This window comes from Stenotrophomonas sp. TWI1151, assembly GCF_039673135.1.
Lineage (GTDB): Bacteria > Pseudomonadota > Gammaproteobacteria > Xanthomonadales > Xanthomonadaceae > Stenotrophomonas.
Map to the genome: position 1 here is coordinate 16,092 of NZ_JBDJLA010000007.1, position 20,377 is coordinate 36,468.

General features: G+C 66.9%; 20 protein-coding genes and 1 tRNA gene. 8 read left to right on the forward strand and 13 right to left on the reverse strand.

Features of this window, described 5'->3' with window-relative positions:
* Positions 1-19 precede the first annotated feature (19 nt).
* On the reverse strand, positions 20-1,057 hold the full coding sequence (locus tag ABE422_RS10120; RefSeq protein WP_346482953.1) for a DUF5694 domain-containing protein: 1,038 nt from the start codon (positions 1,055-1,057) through the stop codon (positions 20-22).
* Positions 1,058-1,265: 208 nt separating this feature from the next.
* Between ABE422_RS10120 and ABE422_RS10125 the strand changes: the two genes are divergently transcribed.
* Both ABE422_RS10125 and ABE422_RS10130 read left to right on the forward strand, forming a co-directional pair.
* Entirely contained in the window at positions 1,266-1,388 is a 123-nt protein-coding gene (locus ABE422_RS10125; RefSeq protein WP_302476396.1) for a hypothetical protein, read from the forward strand.
* 106 nt (positions 1,389-1,494) lie between these two features.
* Entirely contained in the window at positions 1,495-2,019 is a 525-nt protein-coding gene (locus ABE422_RS10130) for a hypothetical protein (protein ID WP_346482910.1), read from the forward strand.
* 28 nt (positions 2,020-2,047) lie between these two features.
* Here ABE422_RS10130 and ABE422_RS10135 read toward each other — a convergent pair whose 3' ends face one another.
* Together ABE422_RS10135 and ABE422_RS10140 are read right to left on the reverse strand one after the other, a co-directional pair.
* On the reverse strand, positions 2,048-2,398 hold the full coding sequence (locus tag ABE422_RS10135; protein WP_313219521.1) for a hypothetical protein: 351 nt from the start codon (positions 2,396-2,398) through the stop codon (positions 2,048-2,050).
* Positions 2,399-2,409: 11 nt separating this feature from the next.
* Positions 2,410-2,592 carry a hypothetical protein gene (locus ABE422_RS10140; protein ID WP_346481552.1) on the reverse strand — a complete coding sequence of 61 codons (183 nt, stop codon included), beginning with the start codon at positions 2,590-2,592 and terminating at the stop codon, positions 2,410-2,412.
* Positions 2,593-2,981: 389 nt separating this feature from the next.
* Between ABE422_RS10140 and ABE422_RS10145 the strand changes: the two genes are divergently transcribed.
* Positions 2,982-3,761 (forward strand): hypothetical protein, encoded by a 780-nt coding sequence (locus ABE422_RS10145; RefSeq protein ID WP_313209077.1) that lies wholly within the window; start codon positions 2,982-2,984, stop codon positions 3,759-3,761.
* 63 nt (positions 3,762-3,824) lie between these two features.
* Here ABE422_RS10145 and ABE422_RS10150 read toward each other — a convergent pair.
* The 4 genes from ABE422_RS10150 to dtd all read right to left on the reverse strand — a co-directional run bounded on the left by ABE422_RS10150 (position 3,825) and on the right by dtd (position 8,048).
* Positions 3,825-3,900, reverse strand: a tRNA-Ile gene (locus ABE422_RS10150).
* A gap of 57 nt (positions 3,901-3,957) precedes the next feature.
* Positions 3,958-5,358 (reverse strand): type II toxin-antitoxin system HipA family toxin YjjJ, encoded by a 1,401-nt coding sequence (yjjJ, locus tag ABE422_RS10155; protein ID WP_346482911.1) that lies wholly within the window; start codon positions 5,356-5,358, stop codon positions 3,958-3,960.
* A gap of 312 nt (positions 5,359-5,670) precedes the next feature.
* Positions 5,671-7,518 (reverse strand): RNA polymerase sigma factor RpoD, encoded by a 1,848-nt coding sequence (gene rpoD, locus ABE422_RS10160; protein ID WP_121040252.1) that lies wholly within the window; start codon positions 7,516-7,518, stop codon positions 5,671-5,673.
* Between the two features lie 89 nt (positions 7,519-7,607).
* The gene (gene dtd / locus ABE422_RS10165) at positions 7,608-8,048 is read right to left on the reverse strand and encodes a D-aminoacyl-tRNA deacylase (RefSeq protein ID WP_313219505.1); all 441 of its coding nucleotides are present in this window, start codon (positions 8,046-8,048) and stop codon (positions 7,608-7,610) included.
* A gap of 85 nt (positions 8,049-8,133) precedes the next feature.
* On the opposite strand from dtd, the gene ABE422_RS10170 reads away from it, so the two are divergent.
* The 4 genes from ABE422_RS10170 (at position 8,134) to ABE422_RS10185 (ending at position 12,378) form a co-directional block, all read left to right on the forward strand.
* Entirely contained in the window at positions 8,134-9,051 is a 918-nt protein-coding gene (locus tag ABE422_RS10170) for a lauroyl acyltransferase (RefSeq protein WP_313219504.1), read from the forward strand.
* A 68-nt stretch (positions 9,052-9,119) separates the two neighbouring features.
* Positions 9,120-10,253 carry a GTP cyclohydrolase II RibA gene (ribA, locus tag ABE422_RS10175; protein ID WP_313209062.1) on the forward strand — a complete coding sequence of 378 codons (1,134 nt, stop codon included), beginning with the start codon at positions 9,120-9,122 and terminating at the stop codon, positions 10,251-10,253.
* 158 nt (positions 10,254-10,411) lie between these two features.
* On the forward strand, positions 10,412-10,864 hold the full coding sequence (locus tag ABE422_RS10180) for a PH domain-containing protein (RefSeq protein WP_313209113.1): 453 nt from the start codon (positions 10,412-10,414) through the stop codon (positions 10,862-10,864).
* Complete coding sequence (locus ABE422_RS10185; protein WP_313209061.1) at positions 10,861-12,378, forward strand: PH domain-containing protein; 1,518 nt, start codon at positions 10,861-10,863, stop codon at positions 12,376-12,378. Before ABE422_RS10180 ends, ABE422_RS10185 begins: the two co-directional genes overlap by 4 nt.
* 38 nt (positions 12,379-12,416) lie before the next feature.
* Here the strand turns inward: ABE422_RS10185 and ABE422_RS10190 are convergent, their stop codons facing one another.
* A complete protein-coding gene (locus ABE422_RS10190; RefSeq protein WP_346462930.1) occupies positions 12,417-13,475 on the reverse strand; it encodes a CDP-glycerol glycerophosphotransferase family protein in 1,059 nt (352 codons plus the stop codon).
* Between ABE422_RS10190 and ABE422_RS10195 the strand changes: the two genes are divergently transcribed.
* Positions 13,474-14,292: a glycosyltransferase family 2 protein gene (locus tag ABE422_RS10195; protein ID WP_313209060.1), complete on the forward strand. Its 819-nt coding sequence runs from the start codon at positions 13,474-13,476 to the stop codon at positions 14,290-14,292. The genes ABE422_RS10190 and ABE422_RS10195 overlap by 2 nt on opposite strands.
* Here the strand turns inward: ABE422_RS10195 and ABE422_RS10200 are convergent.
* The 5 genes from ABE422_RS10200 to def all read right to left on the reverse strand — a co-directional run bounded on the left by ABE422_RS10200 (position 14,277) and on the right by def (position 20,318).
* Complete coding sequence (locus ABE422_RS10200) at positions 14,277-15,578, reverse strand: O-antigen ligase (protein WP_313209059.1); 1,302 nt, start codon at positions 15,576-15,578, stop codon at positions 14,277-14,279. The two genes, ABE422_RS10195 and ABE422_RS10200, sit on opposite strands and share 16 nt — an antisense overlap.
* 111 nt (positions 15,579-15,689) lie before the next feature.
* Positions 15,690-17,411, reverse strand: coding sequence for a glycosyltransferase family 39 protein (locus ABE422_RS10205; protein WP_346462931.1), 1,722 nt, complete (start codon positions 17,409-17,411; stop codon positions 15,690-15,692).
* Between the two features lie 26 nt (positions 17,412-17,437).
* Positions 17,438-18,781, reverse strand: a complete 1,344-nt coding sequence (gene rsmB / locus ABE422_RS10210; protein ID WP_313209057.1) for a 16S rRNA (cytosine(967)-C(5))-methyltransferase RsmB — start codon at positions 18,779-18,781, stop codon at positions 17,438-17,440.
* A gap of 1 nt (position 18,782) precedes the next feature.
* The gene (fmt, locus tag ABE422_RS10215) at positions 18,783-19,706 is read right to left on the reverse strand and encodes a methionyl-tRNA formyltransferase (RefSeq protein ID WP_313219500.1); all 924 of its coding nucleotides are present in this window, start codon (positions 19,704-19,706) and stop codon (positions 18,783-18,785) included.
* Between the two features lie 99 nt (positions 19,707-19,805).
* On the reverse strand, positions 19,806-20,318 hold the full coding sequence (gene def / locus ABE422_RS10220) for a peptide deformylase (RefSeq protein WP_346482912.1): 513 nt from the start codon (positions 20,316-20,318) through the stop codon (positions 19,806-19,808).
* Positions 20,319-20,377 lie beyond the last annotated feature (59 nt).

Genomic DNA, 20,377 nt, shown 5'->3' on the forward strand with positions numbered 1-20,377 from the left:
AGGGTGCTGCGGTGCCCTCCTACTCCTTGAGAACGTCCTGTGCCTCCACGATATCCACCCCCGAGACCTGCCCCAGCCAACCATCAAACCAGGGCTTGTGCGAAGCGCCGACGATGGACAGGACGCGGGAACCGGGGTGGTCACGCACAACCTCGAGAATGTTGGCGACCATGCGCAGATTGCGGATTTCCCAGCCCTGCACCCAGATCTGGGGGTAGTGCTGCGGTGACACGGCGGCCAGTGTCGGGCGCACGTTGGACTCGGCGAGCACCTGCAGCGCCGCGGGATCGTTGACGCTGCGATACAGCGAGAGCAGATCGTTGGACGCGATGAAGGCCGCTTCGCGTTCCGTCATGGCATCGAACGTGGGGCCATACCCACTCCACGCCTGCTGGAGCGCGGCGCTGAACGCCTTGCGGTCGGCGATCTGGTGATTGTCACCGGTATGGTCGTCGACGGCGTACACGCGCTGCAGACCGAGCCGCGCGGCCAGGACCGCAGCGATCTGGTAGCTCTCGTTCTTGCGCGTTTGAATCTGCTTGAGCAGCTCGACGAGGCTGCCGTCCAGGCCGTCGCCCGCGCGTCGCTCGGCCACGGGCAGCTGCAGCCACTGCACGTAGGCAGACGCCCGTTCGCCAGCGGCAAGGAACAGGGCGGCCAGTTGGCGACGCTGCGCGGCGGTGGGGGCAGCCGGCCAGGCCGCCAACGTCCTGTTGACCTGTACGATCGCCGCCGGCACCTCCAATCCCGTGGCCGTCTTCGCGGTGTCCGTGCTGGCGCAGTAGTCATCGCCGTAGACCGCCGCATGGCGCTTGGCCAGATCGCACTGCTCGCCGCTGATGGCTTCGATGGTGATGTAGCCGGGCTTGAAGGCCGCCAGCCTGTCCAGCAGCGGATCCAGCGCCTTGGGATCGAAGGCCTCGTGCTCGCTCAGGTGCACGCTGCCCAGCACGAGGACCTCGGTGCGTGGGCCGACCATGTCCTTGTCCAGCGCCGTAAGGTCCACAGCCGCGTACGTAACCGCGGGGAGCAGCGTTACCAGGCAGCCGCACAGCATTGAGTAGCGTCGCTTCATCATCCATGGCCTGAGAGGTGGTTGACGGATGTTTTAGCAAGGCGCCGGCACCGCGACACCTGCCGAATGACACGGGGACCAAAGGCGCCGTGCGGGAGTTCGTTCCGGCTTATGGGCGCCACCACCCAGTTCCCGATGCCGCCTACTGACAAGATAGTAGGATTGAAGCAACCAACGGAAGGTCTTACGCATGGGCAGTTTCAGTATCTACCATTGGATCATCATCGTCGGCTTGATGCTCATCCCGGTCGCTATCGCAGCGGTGATCGCCATCGTCGTCCTCAGCCTGCGAAAGAAGCCACCCAACCGCTGACGAGCGCCCCCTGCCGGGTCAGAATGGCCGGCTCCCCGCGTGTTGCGGGTGTCTCAAGGGATCCGGCATGGCGACAAGGAACACCAAGGTCGAGTGGCTCAAGGGGATGATGCTGCTCATCTTCTTTGCCATGCTGTTCGGTATCCCCAACAGCTCACCCTGGTTTGGGCTGGTGTTCGTGTACCTGCTGGCCGCCGGGCTGTTCATCGTGGGCAGCATGCTGTGGATTGCCTTGCGCAGCCGTCGCGCAGCGCTGGCCTTGAGCCGCACGCCCCCCAAGCGCGCCCTTCACACCCGCGAGGTGAAGGCGCTGGAGTGGTTCGGCCAACCCGAGCGGATCGTCTGGCGCATGCCGCGCGGCAACGTGATCGACCTGATCAAGGCGGCACGGGCCGCAGGCAGCCGTCCGGTGGTGCGCACACTGTGCGGGCCGTATCGCGTGATGGTCCGCGCCCGACATCACGAGCGGCATGCGTTCATCGGCGAGATGGAGGTACTCATGCTGCCGGGGGCGGATCGCTCCCTGCGCGAGAACAACGAGGCCGACGTGTTGCTGTGCGGAACGTTCGCGGTGGTGCTTGCGTTGAATGGTTCGTGGCGGATCGACCAGGCGCCATCGCTGTTGCGATGACGCGCGTGCGCATCGCGTTGTCGTTCAATCAGTAGCGCGGCTTGATCGGCTCACTGGAATCCAGGTACCCGGCAGCGAGAGCCTTCTCGCAGGCGATATAGCCTGCGTTGACCACGCGCCCCTGCGCGTTGAAGGCCACATAGTAGGGCGAGCTGTTGCCGCGGTTGCGCAGGAGATAGTTGTAACAGACGCCGTTGATGCCGGGGAGCACCATTGCGTCCTGCGGCCGTCCCGCGGCGCTCAGGACCGACTCGCGGCTCGCCCCCTGCTGCAGCGAACTCATCACGACCGGATTGCCGCGGTCATATTGAAGAACGCTGGGCATGCATGCGGACAGACTCGCGCAGACACCACACGCCAGCAGGATCGCCTGGGTCATGGGGGCGGCGCTCACTGCCGGCGCGCACGTGCTGCCGCCGCGTTGGCATCGCGGAGGCGCCGGTTGCGCGCCTGCTTGTCATAGTCATCCTTTGCCTGCATCACGCCACCGGCCGCCTGGATCCAGCTGCTGGTTGTGCAACCGGACACAAGCAATGTCACGGCAAGGGCTGCCGGGATAATGAGAAACTTCATGAATCAACCTCTCTGAAAGCCATCGACACAAGGCCGATGGAAAACTGCGCTTCACTATCGCCACGCGCACAGGAAGCGATGCGAAAAACCACATCGCGAAATCGGCAAAGCCATTACTGGCGCCGCAAACCGGGGCGGAACGATAGTTGACACACACTTAACAATAACGAAATGTCCTGTGCTTCTATTTTTGTATATTCCTATTCCATGCGATTTCATATGCAGTGCGGGACGTCGCGGCAGAAGTTTCCGGTGAAACCTTCAATGCCGCACGGCCCACGGGCTCATGGCTGTTGGCATCCGATCCTGGCCGCAGCATGCTGAGAGCAGCAGATGCCTTATGAATCTACGCTCAGCCGACGCTGGGTTTTCAGGGGACCGGATACACGATGAAACGCAAGGTAGTTGTAGTGGCGTCTGTCATGGTTGTCGCGTTGTCAGGAACCGCTGGACTATCGCTTATCCGGCAAAATTCCACGCCCTTGCCAAACACTGCTGACGAAGTATCTAAAGCCTCTGACCCGGCTGCGCGATCAGATCAGGAAGCATCCGGAACGCCGGGCCTGATGGACCAGGCGACCAGGCCTTCGGCGAAGGCAGGCGACGAGCATCCTGCCGATGCCAGTGCCACGACGACATACGAACTGGTTGAAACAAATCTGCGTTGTCAGATTGATCGCGAGGCCTCCGCCACCACGGGCCACGTCAGGAGTACGACCGACGAGCTCTGCAAGGATCTTTGGCTTGAGCCGCTGAGTCGTGAAGAGGTGTTCACCGCGATCACCCATGCCGCCGAGCATGGAAACATCCGCGCCCAGCTCGATTACGCGCTATACGCTTCGAGGATTTTTGAAGACGAACATAACTCGCTGGATCCGGATCTGATCCGTGACTACAAGCAGAACACCGTCAGATTCCTCGAGTCCGCGGGAGCGGCCGGCGAATCAAACGCATATGTGCGTTTGAGCGACATCTACAAGAACGGCACATTGGCCTCGAAAGACCCGGTCATGGCCTATGCATACGCGGAAGCATACTTCCGCACAGGTTCAAGTCGCTATGGCGCCTCGTTCTTGAACAATGCCGCAGCTGGTCTGGACGGCACCCAATTGCGCCGCGGCAAGCAACTCGCAAATCACCTTCTCGACAAAAGAAGTGCGTCGCCGTGACTATGGAAGAAGCTGCCGCACCTGCGAATCGGCAGTACGGTTGATGCCAGGTGCCTGATTCGATGGTGGGCCCAGAAGGATTCGAACCTTCAACCAAAGGATTATGAGTCCTCTGCTCTAACCGTTGAGCTATAGGCCCTTGCGGCCGCACAGTGTAGTGGAGGCCCGCAGGCGCTTTCCACTGCAGACCGTCACATCAGCCGAAACGCTGCCCCATCGCCTGCACCCGACGCGCATTCTCCGCCGCCAGGTCACGCAGCACGCCCGAGCGCAGCAGCGCCGAACCGGCCACACGTTGCCAGTAGTCCACTGCCAGCGGCGCTGCCCAGTGCAGGTGTGCGAGCTGGCCGCTGCGCTCCGGCGCGATGGAGGCGAGCGGCGCAGCCGCACGCAGCACCCCTGTGCGCGAGGGTGCCAGTGACATCGGCAGCATGTCATACGCGGGCGCCAACGGCAGCGGGCCGCGATCGACCAGGTGGAAACCCAGATTGCCCTGATGCATGTCGCTGTTGCCGATGAGTCGGCCGAACGCGTGCAGCCTTCCCATCGCGGCCTGCGCGTCGCGATCGACCCAGCCCTGCGTCAGCAGCGCGTCGGCAGCCGTCCCCCAGTCCACGGTCACGTCACCAGCGAAGGCCGAGGACAGCGCCAGCAGCGAGACGAAGCCACGCCGGCCGAGCACGTCGACAGTGCGGTCGAAGCGCTGCACTTCCAGGAACGTGTGCGTGTCGGTCTGGAGGATCTCGGACGCTGCTGCCGGCACGCCCGCGTCGCGCAGGCACTGCAGGGCGAGGTGCTCGCAGACCAGCAGGTCTGCCCAGCGTTCTGCGGCCTCGCCTGCGGTGGGCTGCGCGAACTTCACCAGCGCCGCATAGCGCCCTCCCTCATGCTCCACCGTGGCAGTGAACTTCGGCTGCTCGCCACCCGGCGACGATCCGACGTCTTCGCCTTCCAGTGCCGCCGCCGCGCGCTCGGGATAACGACGTGCGCGCTGCCCGGGCAGGACATGATCGCCAGGCGCATCGAGCGCGCGCAACGCCATCTGCACGGCATCGCCGCCCAGCAGGAGATCACCGATCTCGGTGCCGCCTGCACGCACCAGCGCCTGCAGGGTGTCACCCAATTGCCATCGATTGAGGTCGTCGGGGACGCCCAGGTCACGCCCGCGACGATGCGCGAAGGTGCGACCGAGGAAGCCCTGCGGGCGCAGGTCGTCCAGGTACCACGGCAGCCCCGGGAAGTGGCCGTCGACGGTCTCGTCTGGCGAACGGGTCAGATTGGGGCGTGCGGCGGTGGTCGCCACGTGGAAGGTCTCGCCCGTGAGTGCCACGACCGTGCCTAGTTCTTCAAGGGTGGCGTCCGGCCCCAGCCGGAACAGCGGCCACTCGCTGCCCGCGGCGGTCTGCTGGCGGACGGCATAGGCCGTGGCGCGGGTGCGGCCAAGTCGCACCACGCGGTCCCCGGCCTCGGCGACAAGACGACTCAACGTTGTCCGGGTAACCCCCAGGCGATCGACGAGATCGGCAGCTGATACGACCTCGCCGGCAGGCAGGTTGTCGAACAGCGTCTGGAGCTGGACGGTACGGGGACGGGCCATGGCCTGAGTTTCGGGACGAGTTAAGTTACAAATCTATACGCCAATCTTCGGCGAACCGCAACCCAGTTAAACATATAAGCCATTGATTGAAATAACATCACCCCGGAGAACACCGAGAAAAAATCCGTAATTAAGTTACGCAACACGCAACGAAATCACCAAATCAGCCTGGCGATCCCGACCCCGTCGAACACCCCTCCATCCGCTGCGCCGCCGCTAGGCTCGAGTACACCACGCGCCGCCACCCGCCCCAAAAAACAAACCCCGCTTGCGCGGGGTCTGTCGGGTTTCAACGCGATGCGCCGGTATCGATCAATCGATATCCAGGAAACTGCGCAGCTGCTCGGACCGGCTCGGATGACGCAGCTTGCGCAGCGCCTTCGCTTCGATCTGGCGGATACGCTCGCGGGTGACGTCGAACTGCTTGCCCACTTCCTCGAGGGTGTGGTCAGTGTTCATGTCGATGCCGAAGCGCATGCGCAGCACCTTGGCTTCCCTCGGGGTGAGGCCGGCCAGCACGTCACGCACGGTTTCAGACAAGTTGATGTTGGTGGTGTTCTCGATCGGGGACTCCACGTTGGTGTCCTCGATGAAGTCGCCCAGATGGGAATCCTCGTCGTCGCCGATCGGGGTTTCCATCGAGATCGGCTCCTTGGCGATCTTCATCACCTTGCGGATCTTGTCTTCCGGCATGTCCATTTCCTTGGCCAGCTCCTCCGGCGTAGCCTCGCGGCCATACTGCTGGAGCATCTGACGGGAAATGCGGTTCAACTTGTTGATCGTTTCGATCATGTGCACCGGGATACGGATGGTGCGCGCCTGATCGGCGATCGAACGGGTGATGGCCTGGCGGATCCACCAGGTCGCATACGTGGAGAACTTGTAACCACGGCGGTATTCGAACTTGTCCACGGCCTTCATCAGGCCGATGTTGCCTTCCTGGATGAGGTCGAGGAACTGCAGGCCGCGGTTGGTGTACTTCTTGGCGATCGAGATGACCAGGCGCAGGTTGGCTTCGACCATTTCCTTCTTGGCCTTGCGCGCACGCGCTTCACCGTAGGCCATGGCGCGGCTGATTTCCTTCAGCTCGTCCAGTTCCAGCCAGGTGGTCTTCTCGATGTCGATCGTCGCCTGCTGTTCGGCGATGATCTGATCCTTCACGTCACGCAGGGCCGAGGACCACTTCTGCTTGCGCTTCAGTGCGTCTTCCACCCACTCCAGGTTGGTCTGGTTGCCTTCCCACGAGCGGATGAAGTCCTTGCGCGGCATGCGCGCGGTCACGGTCGCCAGGTTCAGCACGCGGCGTTCGTGGGACTTGATCGAGGCCATGACGTCGCGCAGCTGCTTGACCAGCACATCGGTCAGCGGCAACGGCAGCTTCAGGGTCACGAACACGGCGGCCATGTCGTCGCGCAGCTTGGCCAGCGGCTTGCGGTCGCCCTTGGCAGCGGCCTTCTTGAACGCGGTATACGCGTCGCTCAGGGCCTGCATGCGGCGTGCGACTTCTTCCGGATCCGGACCGGTCGGGCCGGCCTCTTCCTCGACGTCGTCGCCGTCATCTTCTTCATCGGCGTCATCGTCAGCGTCGTCGCTGGTGTCTTCGGCCACGGCCGGGGCCGGGACTTCTTCGACGAGGTCGTTGAAGCCGACGATCACTTCGGCCAGGCGCTTCTTGCCTTCCTTGTGCGCGTCGTAGTCGGCCAGCAGCGATTCCACCGACACCGGGAAGGTGCCGAGTGCGGCCTGGACCTGGCCCAGGCCTTCTTCGATGCGCTTGGCGATGGCGATTTCGCCTTCGCGGGTCAGCAGCTCGACGGTACCCATTTCGCGCATGTACATGCGCACCGGGTCGGTGGTGCGACCACCTTCGGTGTCGAGCGCGCTCAGCGCGGCGGCAGCTTCTTCGGCCGCGGTGTCATCGACTTCGCGGTTGCCGGTGTTGCCATCGTTGAGCAACAGGGTTTCTGCATCGGGAGCAACTTCATGGACATCGATGCCCATGCCGTTGATCATGCCGATGATGTCTTCAATCTGCTCCGGATCGACGATGTCGTCGGGCAGGTGATCATTGACTTCGGCGTAGGTCAGGTAGCCCTGTTCCAGGCCCTTGCTGATCAGAAGCTTGATGTCGTTTTGCTGGGCAGGACGTTCGTTGGCCATGTAGTGCTCGCGCCACCGGCTGGGAGAGGGAATAGAACCTAGCATTATACCAGCCCGGCGCCCCGCGTTCCCGGGCGGTGGTCCCGGGGCTAGGGTCTGAGCAGGAAGGTCACTGGACCATCGTTGACCAGGCTGACAACCATATGGGCACCAAACTGGCCGGTTTCCACCCCCGGGGCGTGTTTTTGTCTGCAGATCTCGACCAGTCGGTTGAATCCGCGTTCAGCCTCCGCCGGCGGCGCGGCGGTACTGAAGCCCGGCCGCATCCCGCTGGATGTGTCGGCCGCCAGGGTGAATTGGCTGACCAGCAGCAATCCGCCGCCGGTATCACGCAGCGACCGGTTCATTTTTCCGGCCTCATCGCCAAACACACGGTAACCAAGCAGGCGATCGGCCATGCGCCCGATCTGGGCCTCGGTGTCGCCCGGTTCCATGCCCACCAGGGCCAGCAGACCGTGCCCGATCTGGCCGATCACGGCCCCCTCGACACGGACGCTGGCCTCGCTGACGCGCTGGATCAGAACAAGCATGGGCAGGGCTCCGCAACTGAAGGCGGACTACCTTAACGCGCCCGCGCGCCGACAGGCTGGCCGCCAGCGGCTAGACTTTGCAGTGATGAAACCGCACACCACTGCCCGCCTGGCCTACCGCGCCGCTGCCCTGTTCACCCGCCTGCCCTGGTCCTGGCTGCGTGCCTTCGCCTCCCTGCTGGCCTGGCTGTGGATACGTCTCAATGCCCGTGAGAGCCGCGTCACCCGTCGCAACCTCGAGCTGGCCTACCCCGAGATGGGCGAGGCCGAGCGGACCGTGCTCCACCGCGAGGTGCTGCGCTCGACCGCGCTGCAGGCCATCGAGACCCTGCGCCTGTGGACCCAGCCACGTGATCGCAACCTGGCCCGCCTGACCGAGCGCCACGGCGAGGCGCTGTACGACGCAGCCCTGGCCGCCGGCAAGGGCGTGATCGTGGCGGCCCCGCATTACGGCAACTGGGAGCTGCTCAACCAGTGGCTGGCCTCGCGCGGGCCGATCGCGATCGTCTACAAGGCGCCGGATGAGGAAGTGGGCGATGCCTTCCTGCAGCTGGTCCGCGGCGGCGACAACGTGCAGCAGGTGCGCGCCGAAGGCCCGGCCGTGCGCCAGTTGTTCAAGGTGCTCAAGGACGGCGGCGCCACCGGCATCCTGCCCGACCAGCAGCCCAAGGCCGGCGACGGCGTGTTCGCGCCGTTCTTCGGGGTAGAGGCGCTGACCATGACCCTGGTCAACCGGCTGGCCGAGCGCACCGGCGCGACCGTGCTGTACGGCTGGTGCGAGCGGATCGGCCCGGGCATGGAGTTCGCCCTGCATATTGAAGCCACCTCGCCTGCCGTGGCCGATCCCGACCCGCGCACCGCGGCCACCGCCCTCAATGCCGGCATCGAGCGCATCGCCCGGCGCGATCCGGCGCAGTATCAGTGGACCTACAAGCGCTATACGCTGCGCCCACCGCAGAGCGGCGAGGACGACCCCTATGCCACCGAGGACCATCCGCACTGACTGCGACGCAGCGTCGCGCCCTTGGTGCGATTGAATCGCCGCGATCCGTCCCCACTGTGGAAACCACGATGTCCCCCACGGCCCCTGACATGTCCCCTGCTTCTTCCCTGTTCGGCGACCCGGCCGCGATCCGCTGCGAGCGCGCGGTGGCCGAACTGCGTGCCGGCCGCCCGGTGGTGATCGACGATGGCCACGGCCAGCGCCTGGCGTTCATCGCACTGGACAGCAGCACCCGCACCAGCTTCAGCGCCTTTGCGGCGGCCGCGGAAGATCGCCACTACCTGTTCCTCACCGCCACCCGCGCCCGCGTGCTCGGGGTAAGTGCCGAACGTGGCGCGCGCGTGCCGCTGGCCGGCATCGACTTCGATGCCCTGCCCTCGCTCAGCTACCTGCGCGACCCGGGTGCGATGCCGCCGGGCTGGACCGGTGGCGAAGCGCTGGACGATGGCGCGGTGGAGATCGCCCGCCTCGGCCTGCTGTTGCCGGCGATGGTCGGCGTGCTGCTGACCGCCGATGACCGCCGCTTCGACGACTGTGCGCAGGTCTCGCTGTGCGACCTGAGCCAGGGCGCCGAACAGGCCGCGCATGCGTATGAACTGGTGGCCCGCTCGCCGGTGCCGCTGCGCGAGGTCGGGATGACCGAATTCGCGGTGTTCCGCGGCGGCGTGGCCCAGCGTGACCAGGTCGCGATCATCGTGGGCACCCCGGATCTGTCCGCCGTGGTGCCGGTGCGCGTGCATTCCTCCTGCCTGACCGGCGATCTGTTCGGCTCGCTCAAGTGCGACTGCGGCGACCAGCTGCGGCGCGGCCTGCGCAAGCTCAAAGAGCTTGGCGGCGGCGTGCTGCTGTACCTGGACCAGGAAGGCCGTGGTACCGGCATCGCCGCGAAGATGCGCGCCTACGGGTACCAGCACGACGGCCTGGACACGATCGACGCCGATGCCCAGCTCGGCTTCGGTGCCGATGAGCGCCGCTATGGCAGTGCCGTGGCGATGCTGCAGGGCCTGGGCGTGAGCCGCGTGCAGCTGCTCAGCAACAACCCGACCAAGGCCCAGCGCCTGCGCAATGCCGGCATCGACGTCGTCGACTGCGTGCCGGTCACCGGCGACATCACCGCCGAGAACGAGCAGTACCTGCGCACCAAGGCCGAACGCGCTGGCCATCTGCTCGATGTCGACGCGCTGATCCAGGCCGCGCAATAGCCCACGGCAACCTGCTACCGTCTGCGCCACGGGCGGTTGCACCTGTATGCATGCGCCCGGCCCGTTCCCCAGCCGAGCGCCTTGCCTTGTCCGATCTCCTCGACACTCCCGTGCCGCCGCCCCTGCCGCCGTTGCTGCCTGCCCCCGACTGGCAGGCGATGCCGCTGCGTTCGGCCTCGCTGGCCGCGTTCGGTGGTGCGATCGCTGGCGCACTGATGCTCGGCGGCGTGCTCGGCACGCTCTGGGTGGTCTTTGATCTGCCGGGCCGCTGGTGGGGTGCGGCCGGCATGGTCGTACTCGGCGCGTTGATCGGTGCGGCCCTCGCGTTCCGCCGCCAGCGCCGCACGTATTGGCGGCTGGATGCCCAAGGCCTCGGCCTGCGCCGCGACCTGCTCTGGCAGAACGAAACCCGTGTACCGACCTCGCGCGTGCAGCACCTGGATCTGCGCCGTGGGCCGATCGAACGCAGCGCCGGGTTGAGCACGCTGGTCGTGCATACCGCCGGCAGCCGCTTCAGTGCGGTCACGCTCAGTGGGCTGGACAGCGCCGATGCCGAGCGCCTGCGCGACACCCTGGCGCACCAGCTGGACCAGGACGACGACGCGCTGTGAGTACCCCGCCGCCGCTTGATGCCGCGCCGGAGCAGCGGCTGCATCCCTGGTCGTGGCTGTTCGTGCTGCTGATGCAGTTGCGCCAGGGCTTGGTACCGCTGATCGCGCTGGTGGTGTTCGGCCAGCGTGGCGACCGCGATGAGCTGTGGCTGTCACTCGGCCCGGTGATCGCCGTGGTGGCGCTGGTCGCGTACTCGGTGCTGCAGTACCTCACCTATCGCTATCGGATCGGCGCGTCGGCCATCACCGTGCGCAGCGGGGTGTTCGCGCGCAATCGGCGCGAGATTCCCTTCGCCCGCATCCACAACGTGGTCGTCCACCAGAACCCGTTGCACCGCCTGTTCGGCGTGGCCGAGCTGAAGCTGGAATCGGCCGGTGGCCATCGACCCGAAGCGGAAATGCGGGTGCTCAAACTCGATCAGGCGCTCGCACTGGAGCGCCTGGTACGCCAGCGAGGCCAGGCAGTGCCGGCCACGGCCGAGGGCGAAGCCGCTGCGGCCGAACCGGCCGAGGATGTGCTGCTCGCCTTGAGCCCGGGCGAGGTGGTCCGTATCGGCCTGCTCTCCAACCGCGGCTGGGTCGTGGTGGTGGCAGTGCTGGGCGCGATGGTGCAGTTGTTCCCGCGTGGCAGCGTCTCCGATGTGATCGAAGCCGGCGGCCGCCAGGCCTTCGGGTATGCCAGCCACCTGCATCCCGGAATGTGGCTCTGGACCATGGCCGCGGTAGTCGCCGTGGTGGGCTTCTGGGTGATGCTGCGGGTGTTGTCGGTGGGACTCGCGCTGCTGCGCTATTACGGCTTCCGGCTCAGTGAGCACGAGCGCCGGCTGACCGTGGCCAGTGGGCTTCTAACCCGCATGCGCACCAGCGTGGCGCGGCGCCGGATCCAGGCGTGGACATTGCGCGAGAGCGCGCTGCAGCGCTGGTTCCAGCGCCGGCAACTGCGTATCGATATTGCTGCAGGCAACCCCGGCGAAGGCGAGCGCCGCGACCTGCGTGAGCTGGCGCCGCTGGCGACGCCGGCCGTCTGCGATGGGCTGGTCCAGCATCTGCTGCCACACCTGCAGTGGCCGCCGGCGCGCTGGCAGCCGGTGCAGAGGCGCGGCTGGTGGCGGCTGTGCCTGGGCGCGCTGTGCCTGGTTCCGCTGCTGACGGCGGCGGCGATCTGGTACGGCGGGCCGTGGGGGGCGCTGGTGCTGCTATGGCTGCCGTGGTCGGCGTTCCGCGCGCACCGGCAGATGGCGCGCATCGGCTATCACCTGGATGACGACTACGTCGCCGTGCGCGGTGGCTGGTGGCAGCGCTGGTGGCGCTTTGCCGAACTGGACAAGCTGCAGGCGCTGCGCCTGACCCGCTCGCCGCTGGACCGCCGGCTGGGCACCGCCAGCGTATGGCTGGATACCGCGGGTGCAGGCATGGGCACGCCGCTGGTGCTGCAGTACCTGCCGGAAGCGGAGGCGCGTGCGGTGTACGAGCAGTTGGGCCGTGCGTTGGCGAAGCGTCGCCTGCGCTGGTAGGAGCGCATCCACGCATGGCGTGGATCTACCTGGTGACGCTACCGCTTCGCTGGCCCCCAGTACCCGAGATCCTTGCGGATCTGCAGGCCGCGCGTCCACGCACCGAACGGTTTGCGCTTGAGCGCGCCGAGTTCACCGGACAGGAAATCCTCGGTGGCAGCGATCACCCGCTCGGAGGAATACCCATCGCGGAACGGATGGATGGTGTCCGCGTACCGGCGGATCTCGGCCATCAGGGCGGGCGCTGGATCCAACGCCTGGGCCAGCATCGCCGGCAGCTGGGTGGCGTCGTCGAAATCGATCATGTGCGGCTGCGGGACCCGGTTGCGGAAGGTCACCACCGGTTTGTGCTGCACGATGAACTCGGAGACGATCGAGGAAGTATCCGAGACCAGCACATCGGCGGCGCGCTGCGCGGCCATCACCTGTTCCGGCTCGATGAAGCGCGCATGCGCACCGGCCAGCGCGCGGTAGCGCTCGAACAGCTCCGGGGCGCACTTGGGGTGAAGGGTCAGCAGCCAGTAGTGCTCGCCGCGGCCGATATCGGCCGCGATCTGCTCGTACAGATGCGGCGCGGCGCTCAGCCGCTCGGTGAAGGTCGAGCCGAACAGGATCACCGGGCGGCCCTGTGCCGGCACGCGCAATCCGGCGCTCAAGCCACCGTCATCGCGGAACAGCGGATCGAGCTTGGGCCAGCCGGTCTCGGCCACGGCGAAGTGGCCCTCGCGCGCGGCCAGCTCGCGGAACGGGGTGGTCGTGGCCGGGCCCTGGGTGCAGTACAGATCGAACAGACCGCGCACCCGGAAGTGGCCGCGGGCACTGTCGCGCTTCTGCACGTTGAAGCCGTGGAAGACCTGCACCTTGGCCCCGGCGATGAACGGCGGCACCCAGTTGGCGGCGCTGAACACCGCGCGCGGGCGCAGTGTCAGCGCCTCGTTCAGGGCCACATTGGGCACGCCGGGCAGCGAGGCCCCGGCGGCGCCATCGGCGAACCAGGCCGACACCGATTGACCGGATGCGTGCAACGCCTGCGCCAGAGGGGCGAGAATGGGCAGCGCATAACGCTCCGTCGCAAACAGCAGGTACTCGGCCATCATGTCCTCCTCGACCGCTCCCACTGAACGGCCTCGCATTTCGGCCTGCATTATCGCGTTCAATGAAGCCGACCGCATCGGCGATTGCCTGGCCTCGCTGGCCTTCTGCGACGAGATCGTCGTCGTGGACTCGCAATCCACCGATGCCACCGTGGCGATCGCGACGGCCGCCGGGGCGCGGGTGCTGCAACGCCGGTTCGATGGCTTCCGCAGCCAGAAGGCGTTCTGCGTCGAGCAGGCCGCGCATGACTGGGTGCTGTGCCTGGACGCCGACGAGCGCATCAGCGACACCCTGCGCGAGGCGATCCTGTCCGCCCAGGCCAACGGCTTCGCCGGCCACCATGGCTACCGGTTCGCACGGCTCTCCGCGTACTTCGGCAAGTTCCTGAAGCATGGCAATGCCTACCCGGACCGGGTCCTGCGCCTGTTCGACCGCCGCCATGGCGGCTGGCGCGGCAAGCGTGAGATCCATGAGGCGGCCAGCGTCGATGGTGCGGTGGGTACCCTGCGCGGCGACCTGATCCATTACCCCTACCGCTCGCTGGAGCAGCAGCTGCTCAAGACCCAGCGCTACGCGCGGATGATGGCCGAGCACGAGTTCGCGCGCGGCAAGCGCGCCACCCTGCCCAAACTGATCCTGGCGCCGGCGTGGCGGTTCTGGCGCGGGCTGCTGCTGCGTGGCGGCTTCCGCGATGGCTGGCACGGCCTGGTCTACGCCTACGTACGCGCCAATTACGTGCGCCAGAAGACCATCATGCTGTGGATGCTGCAGAACGGGCAGCCGGTCACCGACCCGCCGCGGGATCAGCCCGGCGCCTGAGCCCCGGCCGACGCCAGCGCCAGGCGCCGCGTGTACCCCTGGACGATCGACAGCCCGGCCAGCAGGCCGACGATGGTGACGTAGAAGCTGGCCGTGATCTGATGCGCGAACATCGACTGGGTGATCCCGCACAGCACATAGGTCACCACCACCATGATCCCGGCGGCCGCCGGACCACGGAAGGTCTGCTCGCCGCTGCGCCGGTGCAGGCCGGTGAACACCCATAGCGGCACGCCGTAGATGGCCAGCAGCAACAGCAGGCCCGGCGCGCCCTGGGTCGCGGCCCACTCGGCCAGATCGTTGTGCGCGTGGCCCAGATGGCAACGCTGCTCACTCGGATCATCCCGGCACACCGGCAGGCGCTGCATGGCGCTGTCGAAATGGCCGATCCCCACGCCGGTCAGCGGGTGATCGAGGAAGGTTTCATAGGCCACCTGCAGCCGCTCCACGCGCGCGCCGGCGGAGGAGTCGCTGTCACCGCGCTCCATCCGCACCACGTCGTGCTTGAGCTCGGTCAGGCGGACCTGCTCGCGCAGGCTCGGGATGGTGAGGGTCAAGGTGCCGGCGATCGCCACCAGCGCCAACAGCACGCCCAGGCGCGCGCGGCCGGTGCGCCAGCGCAGGCTCATCGCCATCACCACCAGCAGTGCCAACAGCGCCAGCCAGACGCCGCGGCTGCCGCTGAGCACGATGGTCACGCAACCGGCGACCATGCCCACGATCACCCAGGTCCAGCGCTGGTGCGGCCGGCAGAACACCAGCAGCACCATCAGCACCAGCACGATGTCGGCCAGCACGATCGCGTTGGTGCTCAGATCAGCGCGTGGCGCGCCGCCGGCCACCTGCAGGATCGACAGCACCATGGTGCCGAGCAGGCCGGCCAGCGCCCCGCCCCACAGCCAGCGGATGTCCGGCCGCAGTGCACACACCCACAGGGCGATCCACGGGATCACCACGAACCGCGAGCGGTTGTCGATGTCGCGCAGGCCCTGCTCGAACAGATAGATCGAGAGCAGCGCAAAGGCAATCGCGGCCACCACCAGCCAGGTCAGGGCCTTCACCGGCTGCCCGGCCAGGCCACGCGCGCGCCACAGGTAATCCGGCGCCAGCAGCGTGCTCAGCAGCAACAGGATGCCGTAGGGCAACAGGTTCTGGGGCAGGGTCAGCACCAGCGCGGGCATGCAGAACAGGCCCACGGTGGCGATCCAATGGGCCACACCGGCACGCCCCTGCAGCGGCGGCAGGGAAACGGGCGTGGCCGGCTCGGATGCAGCGGAGAACGTCATTGCCAACCTCGATTGCCACACGCAGGCATGCACGCCCGTGATTGCGCTGGACGCGACCGGCGCCCACGGACCTGCGGTATCCGCCCGAGGAGGCGGCCAGCATTACAGAATTCACTCATCGCCGTCGATCCGGTGCAGCGCGCGTTCGCGCGCCTGTTCTTCGGCACTGGCCACACACGGGCCGTGGATGTCGCCCGGCCTTACCAACCACCAACGGCGACGGTTGGCGACCCCGGCCAGTTCGGCGCTGGTGCGGTCCACGCAGGCCAGCAGCGCGTCCTCCTGGACCAGCAGCCAACGCTGCTGCGGCTGTGCGGCCTGCCAGGCGACTCCGTCGGCGAGTTGCCGGTCCCAACGCCGGTTGAACCCGAAGGTGGCGGCCTCACGGTCGGCCATCAGCAGGTTCTGTTCTTTCCAGGCGACCAGACCCAGTTCGGCCTCCGGGCCGATGCGTTGACCGACCTGCAGCATCAGGCCGCGGGCGGAACTGGAGTCATTGAACAGCGGGTAGCCGATCAGCCCGAACGCTACCCAGGCCATGGTCAGCGTCGCCACCACGGCCAGATGGAAGCGGCGCACGCCGGCGATGCACAGGGTGAGCACCGCCCAGCAGCCCAACGCGACCGCGACCCAGCCCAGGCCGGAGGTCACCGCGGTGTCGATGCCGCGATCCAGAATCAGTTTGCGCTCGAAGCCCGGCTGCCCCAGCAGCATCGAGATGCCGATGCCGAGCAGGCCGGCAGCCAGCAGCGCCACGAAGCCGCCCAGCAGCCACTGGAAGGTGCGCTTGCGCAGCAGCCCCGGCAGCAGGGGTGCCAACGCCAGGCAGAACATGGGCAGCGCCGGCAGGATGTAGACGTCACGCTTGCCGTTGGGGATCGAGAAGAACAGCACGATCAACAACCACCACACCAGCGGCAGCAGGTAGCGCGCATCACGCCGCTGCAGGCGCCGGCGCCAGGCCGGGATCGCCCAGGGAATCGCCAGGAAGGCCGGGATCCACATCGACGGCATCGTACCCAGGAAATACCACCATGGCTGATGATGATCCCAGGACTGCGCGTAACGCTTGGCGGTCTGCCGGAACAGGATGTCGTCCAGATAGGCGCGGTACTCGGCCGACCCACTGCCCAGTGCGGTCACCACCATCGGCACCAGCCACAGGGCGATCGCCAGCACGAAGGCCAGCGGCCCGACCCAGAACCGCCAGTCGCGGACATGCAGCTTGACCCGCGGCCAGCCCAGCACGGAGGCCACGGCGGCCGGCACGATCATCAGCAATGCGATGACGCCCACGCCCTTGGTGATCACCCCCAGCCCGGCGGCGAACCAGCCCAGCCACCACCAGCGCCACGCAGGGCCACTGAGCAGATGCCGCAGCAGGCCGTAGTTGGCCAGGGTGATGAAGACCACCACCAGCGGATCGATCTGGGCTTTCTTGGACTGGAAGGTGAAGTGCAGCGCGAACAGCAGCGCCCAGGCGGCGTACAGCCCGACCCGCCGCGTCCACAGGCGGCGGCCCAGGTCATAGACGCAGGCCAGTGTGCCCAGCGCGGCCAGCAGCGAGGGCAGCAGGAAGGCCACCCGCCAGTCGCCGATCAGCGAGTACAGCGCGGCCTGCGACCACATCAGCATCGGCGGCTTGTCCGAGTACAACTCGGTGCCCCGATGCGGGAACAGCCAGTCCCCGCTCTCCACCATCTGCTTGGCGACCAGCGCGAACCGGGGCTCGTCGGAGGGCCACGGATCACGCATGCCCAGGCCGGCCCCCAGAACGAGCAGGGCCATCAGGGCAAGCAGCCAGAACTCTCGGGATGCGCGGTTTTTAAGCATGGGGCGGGATTCTAGCCGGGTTCGGTTCAACCCTTCTTTAGCAGACGTGCATAGAAGAAGCCGTCAGCACCGTCCTCACCGGGCAGGCGCTGGCGCCCGGCCCAGGAATCGTGGCCATACGCCTCTCCCAGCGGCAGGAAGCCCGCATCCCGGGTGCGCTGCAGGAAGGCTTCGACCTGGAACTGGTTTTCATCGCGCAGGATCGAGCATGTCGCATACAGCAGGGTTCCGCCCGGGGTAAGCATCGTCCAGCAGGCATCCAGCAGGCGCGCCTGCAAGGCCATCAGCGCCTCGATGTCGGTCGCGCGGCGATGCGCCAGCACATCCGGCTGGCGGCGGATGATGCCGGTGGCCGAACAGGGCGCATCCAGCAGGATGGTGTCGAACAGCTGCCCGTCCCACCAGCTGGCCGGATCGGTTGCATCGCCCGCCAGCACCTTCGCGTTCTGGCCCACGCCGGTGCGTGCGAACGTTTCGCTGATGCGCTTGAGCCGGCGCGCATCGATGTCCAACGCCAGCAGTTGCAGGGTCGGATCGCGCTCCAGCAGATGGGCAGCCTTGCCGCCCGGCGCGGCGCAGGCATCGAGCACCCGCGAACCCGGGCGCGGCGCCAGCGCATCGGCCACCTGCTGGGCAGACAGATCCTGCACCGACAGCGCGCCATCGGCGAACCCGGGCAGCGCGGAGACCGCGACCGGCACCGGCAGGCGGATCGCATCGGCACCCACGCGCGATGCTTCAGCCTCGATACCGGCTGCCGCCAACTGCTGCAGCATCGCCTCACGAGTGCTGTGCTGGCGGTTGACCCGCAGCCACAGCGGCGCGGCCTGCAGGCTCGCGGTGAACACCGCGTCGGCCTCGTCCGGCCAATCCTGTTCGATCTTCTCGGCCATCCACAGCGGGAAGGCATCGCGCGCCGGCAGCGGCGGAATGCCTTCCCGCTGGGCGCGGCGCAGCAATGCATTGACCATGCCGGCCTGGCGATCACGGCCCATCGCACGCGCAGCGTCGACCGTGGCCGAGAGCGCGGCGTGCGCCGGCAGCTCCAGTGCGTCCAGCTGGGCGAAGCCGACCAGCAGCAGCGCGCGCAGTTCGTCTTCGCGCACGCCCAGCGGCCGCGGCATCCATTGCGCCAGTGCGGCGTCATACGCGGCACGGCGACGCAGCACGGCAAAGCACAGCGCCTCCAGCAGCGCGCGGTCGCGGCTGTCGTCCAGGGTCGGCAAGGCGGTGGCCAGTTCGGCCTTGAGCGAACGGCCGCGGCCGATCACCTGGGCCAGCACGCGCGCGGCCAGCACGCGGGTGGGCACGCCGGGGGCGGTATGGGCGGTGTAGGGGCCTGCAGGCTTGCCGGAACGCGCGTTGGTCATGTCAGGCACCCATGCCGAGATCGCGACGGGCATTGAGGTAGTCGGCGGCGGTGATCGCCTTGCCGCCCTCACGCTGCAGCACACGCAGGCGCAGCGCACCCTGGCCACAGGCGATGTCGATGCCGTCGCGCGAGGCGGCCAGCAGCGTGCCCGGGGCCTTGCCCTGGTTGTCATCCAGCGCGATCGCGCCATGGATGCGGACGCGTTCGCCGGCCAGCATCGCCTCGGCGATCGGCCACGGATTGAACGCACGTACGGTGCGTGCCAGCGCGTGGGCGTCCTGCGCCCAGTCCAGACGGGCTTCGGCCTTGTCCAGCTTGTGCGCATAGGTCACGCCAGCCTCGGGCTGCGGCTGCGCGATCGGCTTGATGCCGGCCCGCAGCAGGCCCAGGCCATCGGACAGCACCTGCTCACCCAAGGCGGCCAAACGATCGTGCAGCTGACCGCCGGTGTCGTTGGCGCCGATCGCGATGTGCTGCTTGAGCAGCACCGGGCCGGTATCCAGCCCGGCGTCCATCTGCATCAGGCAGACACCGGTTTCGGTATCGCCGGCCTGGATCGCACGCTGGATCGGCGCGGCACCGCGCCAACGCGGCAGCAGCGAGGCGTGCACGTTCCAGCAGCCGTGGGTTGGAATGGTCAGCACCGCCTTGGGCAGGATCAGCCCATAGGCCACCACCACCATCAGGTCCGGCGCCAGGTCGCGCAGCTGCTGCTGGGCTTCGGGGGTCTTGAGGCTCTCCGGCTGGAACACCGGGATGCCACGTGCGATCGCTTCCAGCTTGACCGGCGACGGGGCCAGGCCGCGGCCACGGCCAGCGGGGCGATCGGGCTGCGTGTACACCGCGACCACTTCATGGTGGCGGGCTGCGGCACGCAGCGAGGACACGGCGAACGCCGGCGTACCGGCAAAGACAATCTTCATGGCGACCCCACTAACAGAACGTAAAACGGCGCCGATGTGCGGCGCCGCGCGACAGGACACGTCGCGCGGTCATCCCGCGCGGCGGTCGCTGCAATCACCTCAGGCAACGTGCTTGCGCTGCTTGGCCAGCTTCTTGCGCACCATCTCGCGCTTGAGCGGCGAGAGGTAATCAATGAACAGCTTGCCGTCCAGGTGGTCCATCTCGTGCTGCACGCAGACAGCGAGCACGCCGTCGGTGGTCAGTTCCTGGGCCACGCCGTGGCGATCCAGGTAACGCACGGTGATCTGGTTGGCGCGGGTGACGTCGGCAAAGATGCCCGGCACCGACAGGCAGCCTTCCTGATAGACCTGGCCGCCTTCGTTGGCGATGATCTCAGGATTGATGAACACCATCGGGGTGTCTTTCTCTTCACTGACGTCGATCACCATGAAACGCTTGTGCACGTCCACCTGGCTGGCGGCCAGGCCGATGCCCGGGGCGTCGTACATGGTGTGGAACATGTCATCGATCAGGGTCTGGAACGCCGGCGTGGTCACGTCGGCAGCATCGATCAACGCAGCCTTGGTACGCAGGCGCGGATCGGGAAATTCGAGAATGGGCAGGAGGGCCATGGCAAATACCGGTAGGGGGCGCCGGTCGAAGCGGCGTACAGCGAGATTCTATCGCCAAC

Bases quoted from the DNA above. Each gene is read 5' to 3' on its own strand.
- ABE422_RS10120 (WP_346482953.1), bottom strand. From the start codon at position 1,057: ATGCTGTGCGGCTGCCTGGTAACGCTGCTCCCCGCGGTTACGTACGCG.
- ABE422_RS10125 (WP_302476396.1), top strand. From the start codon at position 1,266: ATGGGCAGTTTCAGTATCTACCATTGGATCATCATCGTCGGCTTGATG.
- ABE422_RS10130 (WP_346482910.1), top strand. From the start codon at position 1,495: ATGATGCTGCTCATCTTCTTTGCCATGCTGTTCGGTATCCCCAACAGC.
- ABE422_RS10135 (WP_313219521.1), bottom strand. From the start codon at position 2,398: ATGACCCAGGCGATCCTGCTGGCGTGTGGTGTCTGCGCGAGTCTGTCC.
- ABE422_RS10140 (WP_346481552.1), bottom strand. From the start codon at position 2,592: ATGAAGTTTCTCATTATCCCGGCAGCCCTTGCCGTGACATTGCTTGTG.
- ABE422_RS10145 (WP_313209077.1), top strand. From the start codon at position 2,982: ATGAAACGCAAGGTAGTTGTAGTGGCGTCTGTCATGGTTGTCGCGTTG.
- yjjJ (WP_346482911.1), bottom strand. From the start codon at position 5,358: ATGGCCCGTCCCCGTACCGTCCAGCTCCAGACGCTGTTCGACAACCTG.
- rpoD (WP_121040252.1), bottom strand. From the start codon at position 7,518: ATGGCCAACGAACGTCCTGCCCAGCAAAACGACATCAAGCTTCTGATC.
- dtd (WP_313219505.1), bottom strand. From the start codon at position 8,048: ATGCTTGTTCTGATCCAGCGCGTCAGCGAGGCCAGCGTCCGTGTCGAG.
- ABE422_RS10170 (WP_313219504.1), top strand. From the start codon at position 8,134: ATGAAACCGCACACCACTGCCCGCCTGGCCTACCGCGCCGCTGCCCTG.
- ribA (WP_313209062.1), top strand. From the start codon at position 9,120: ATGTCCCCCACGGCCCCTGACATGTCCCCTGCTTCTTCCCTGTTCGGC.
- ABE422_RS10180 (WP_313209113.1), top strand. From the start codon at position 10,412: ATGCCGCTGCGTTCGGCCTCGCTGGCCGCGTTCGGTGGTGCGATCGCT.
- ABE422_RS10195 (WP_313209060.1), top strand. From the start codon at position 13,474: ATGTCCTCCTCGACCGCTCCCACTGAACGGCCTCGCATTTCGGCCTGC.
- ABE422_RS10190 (WP_346462930.1), bottom strand. From the start codon at position 13,475: ATGATGGCCGAGTACCTGCTGTTTGCGACGGAGCGTTATGCGCTGCCC.
- ABE422_RS10200 (WP_313209059.1), bottom strand. From the start codon at position 15,578: ATGACGTTCTCCGCTGCATCCGAGCCGGCCACGCCCGTTTCCCTGCCG.
- ABE422_RS10205 (WP_346462931.1), bottom strand. From the start codon at position 17,411: ATGCTTAAAAACCGCGCATCCCGAGAGTTCTGGCTGCTTGCCCTGATG.
- rsmB (WP_313209057.1), bottom strand. From the start codon at position 18,781: ATGACCAACGCGCGTTCCGGCAAGCCTGCAGGCCCCTACACCGCCCAT.
- fmt (WP_313219500.1), bottom strand. From the start codon at position 19,706: ATGAAGATTGTCTTTGCCGGTACGCCGGCGTTCGCCGTGTCCTCGCTG.
- def (WP_346482912.1), bottom strand. From the start codon at position 20,318: ATGGCCCTCCTGCCCATTCTCGAATTTCCCGATCCGCGCCTGCGTACC.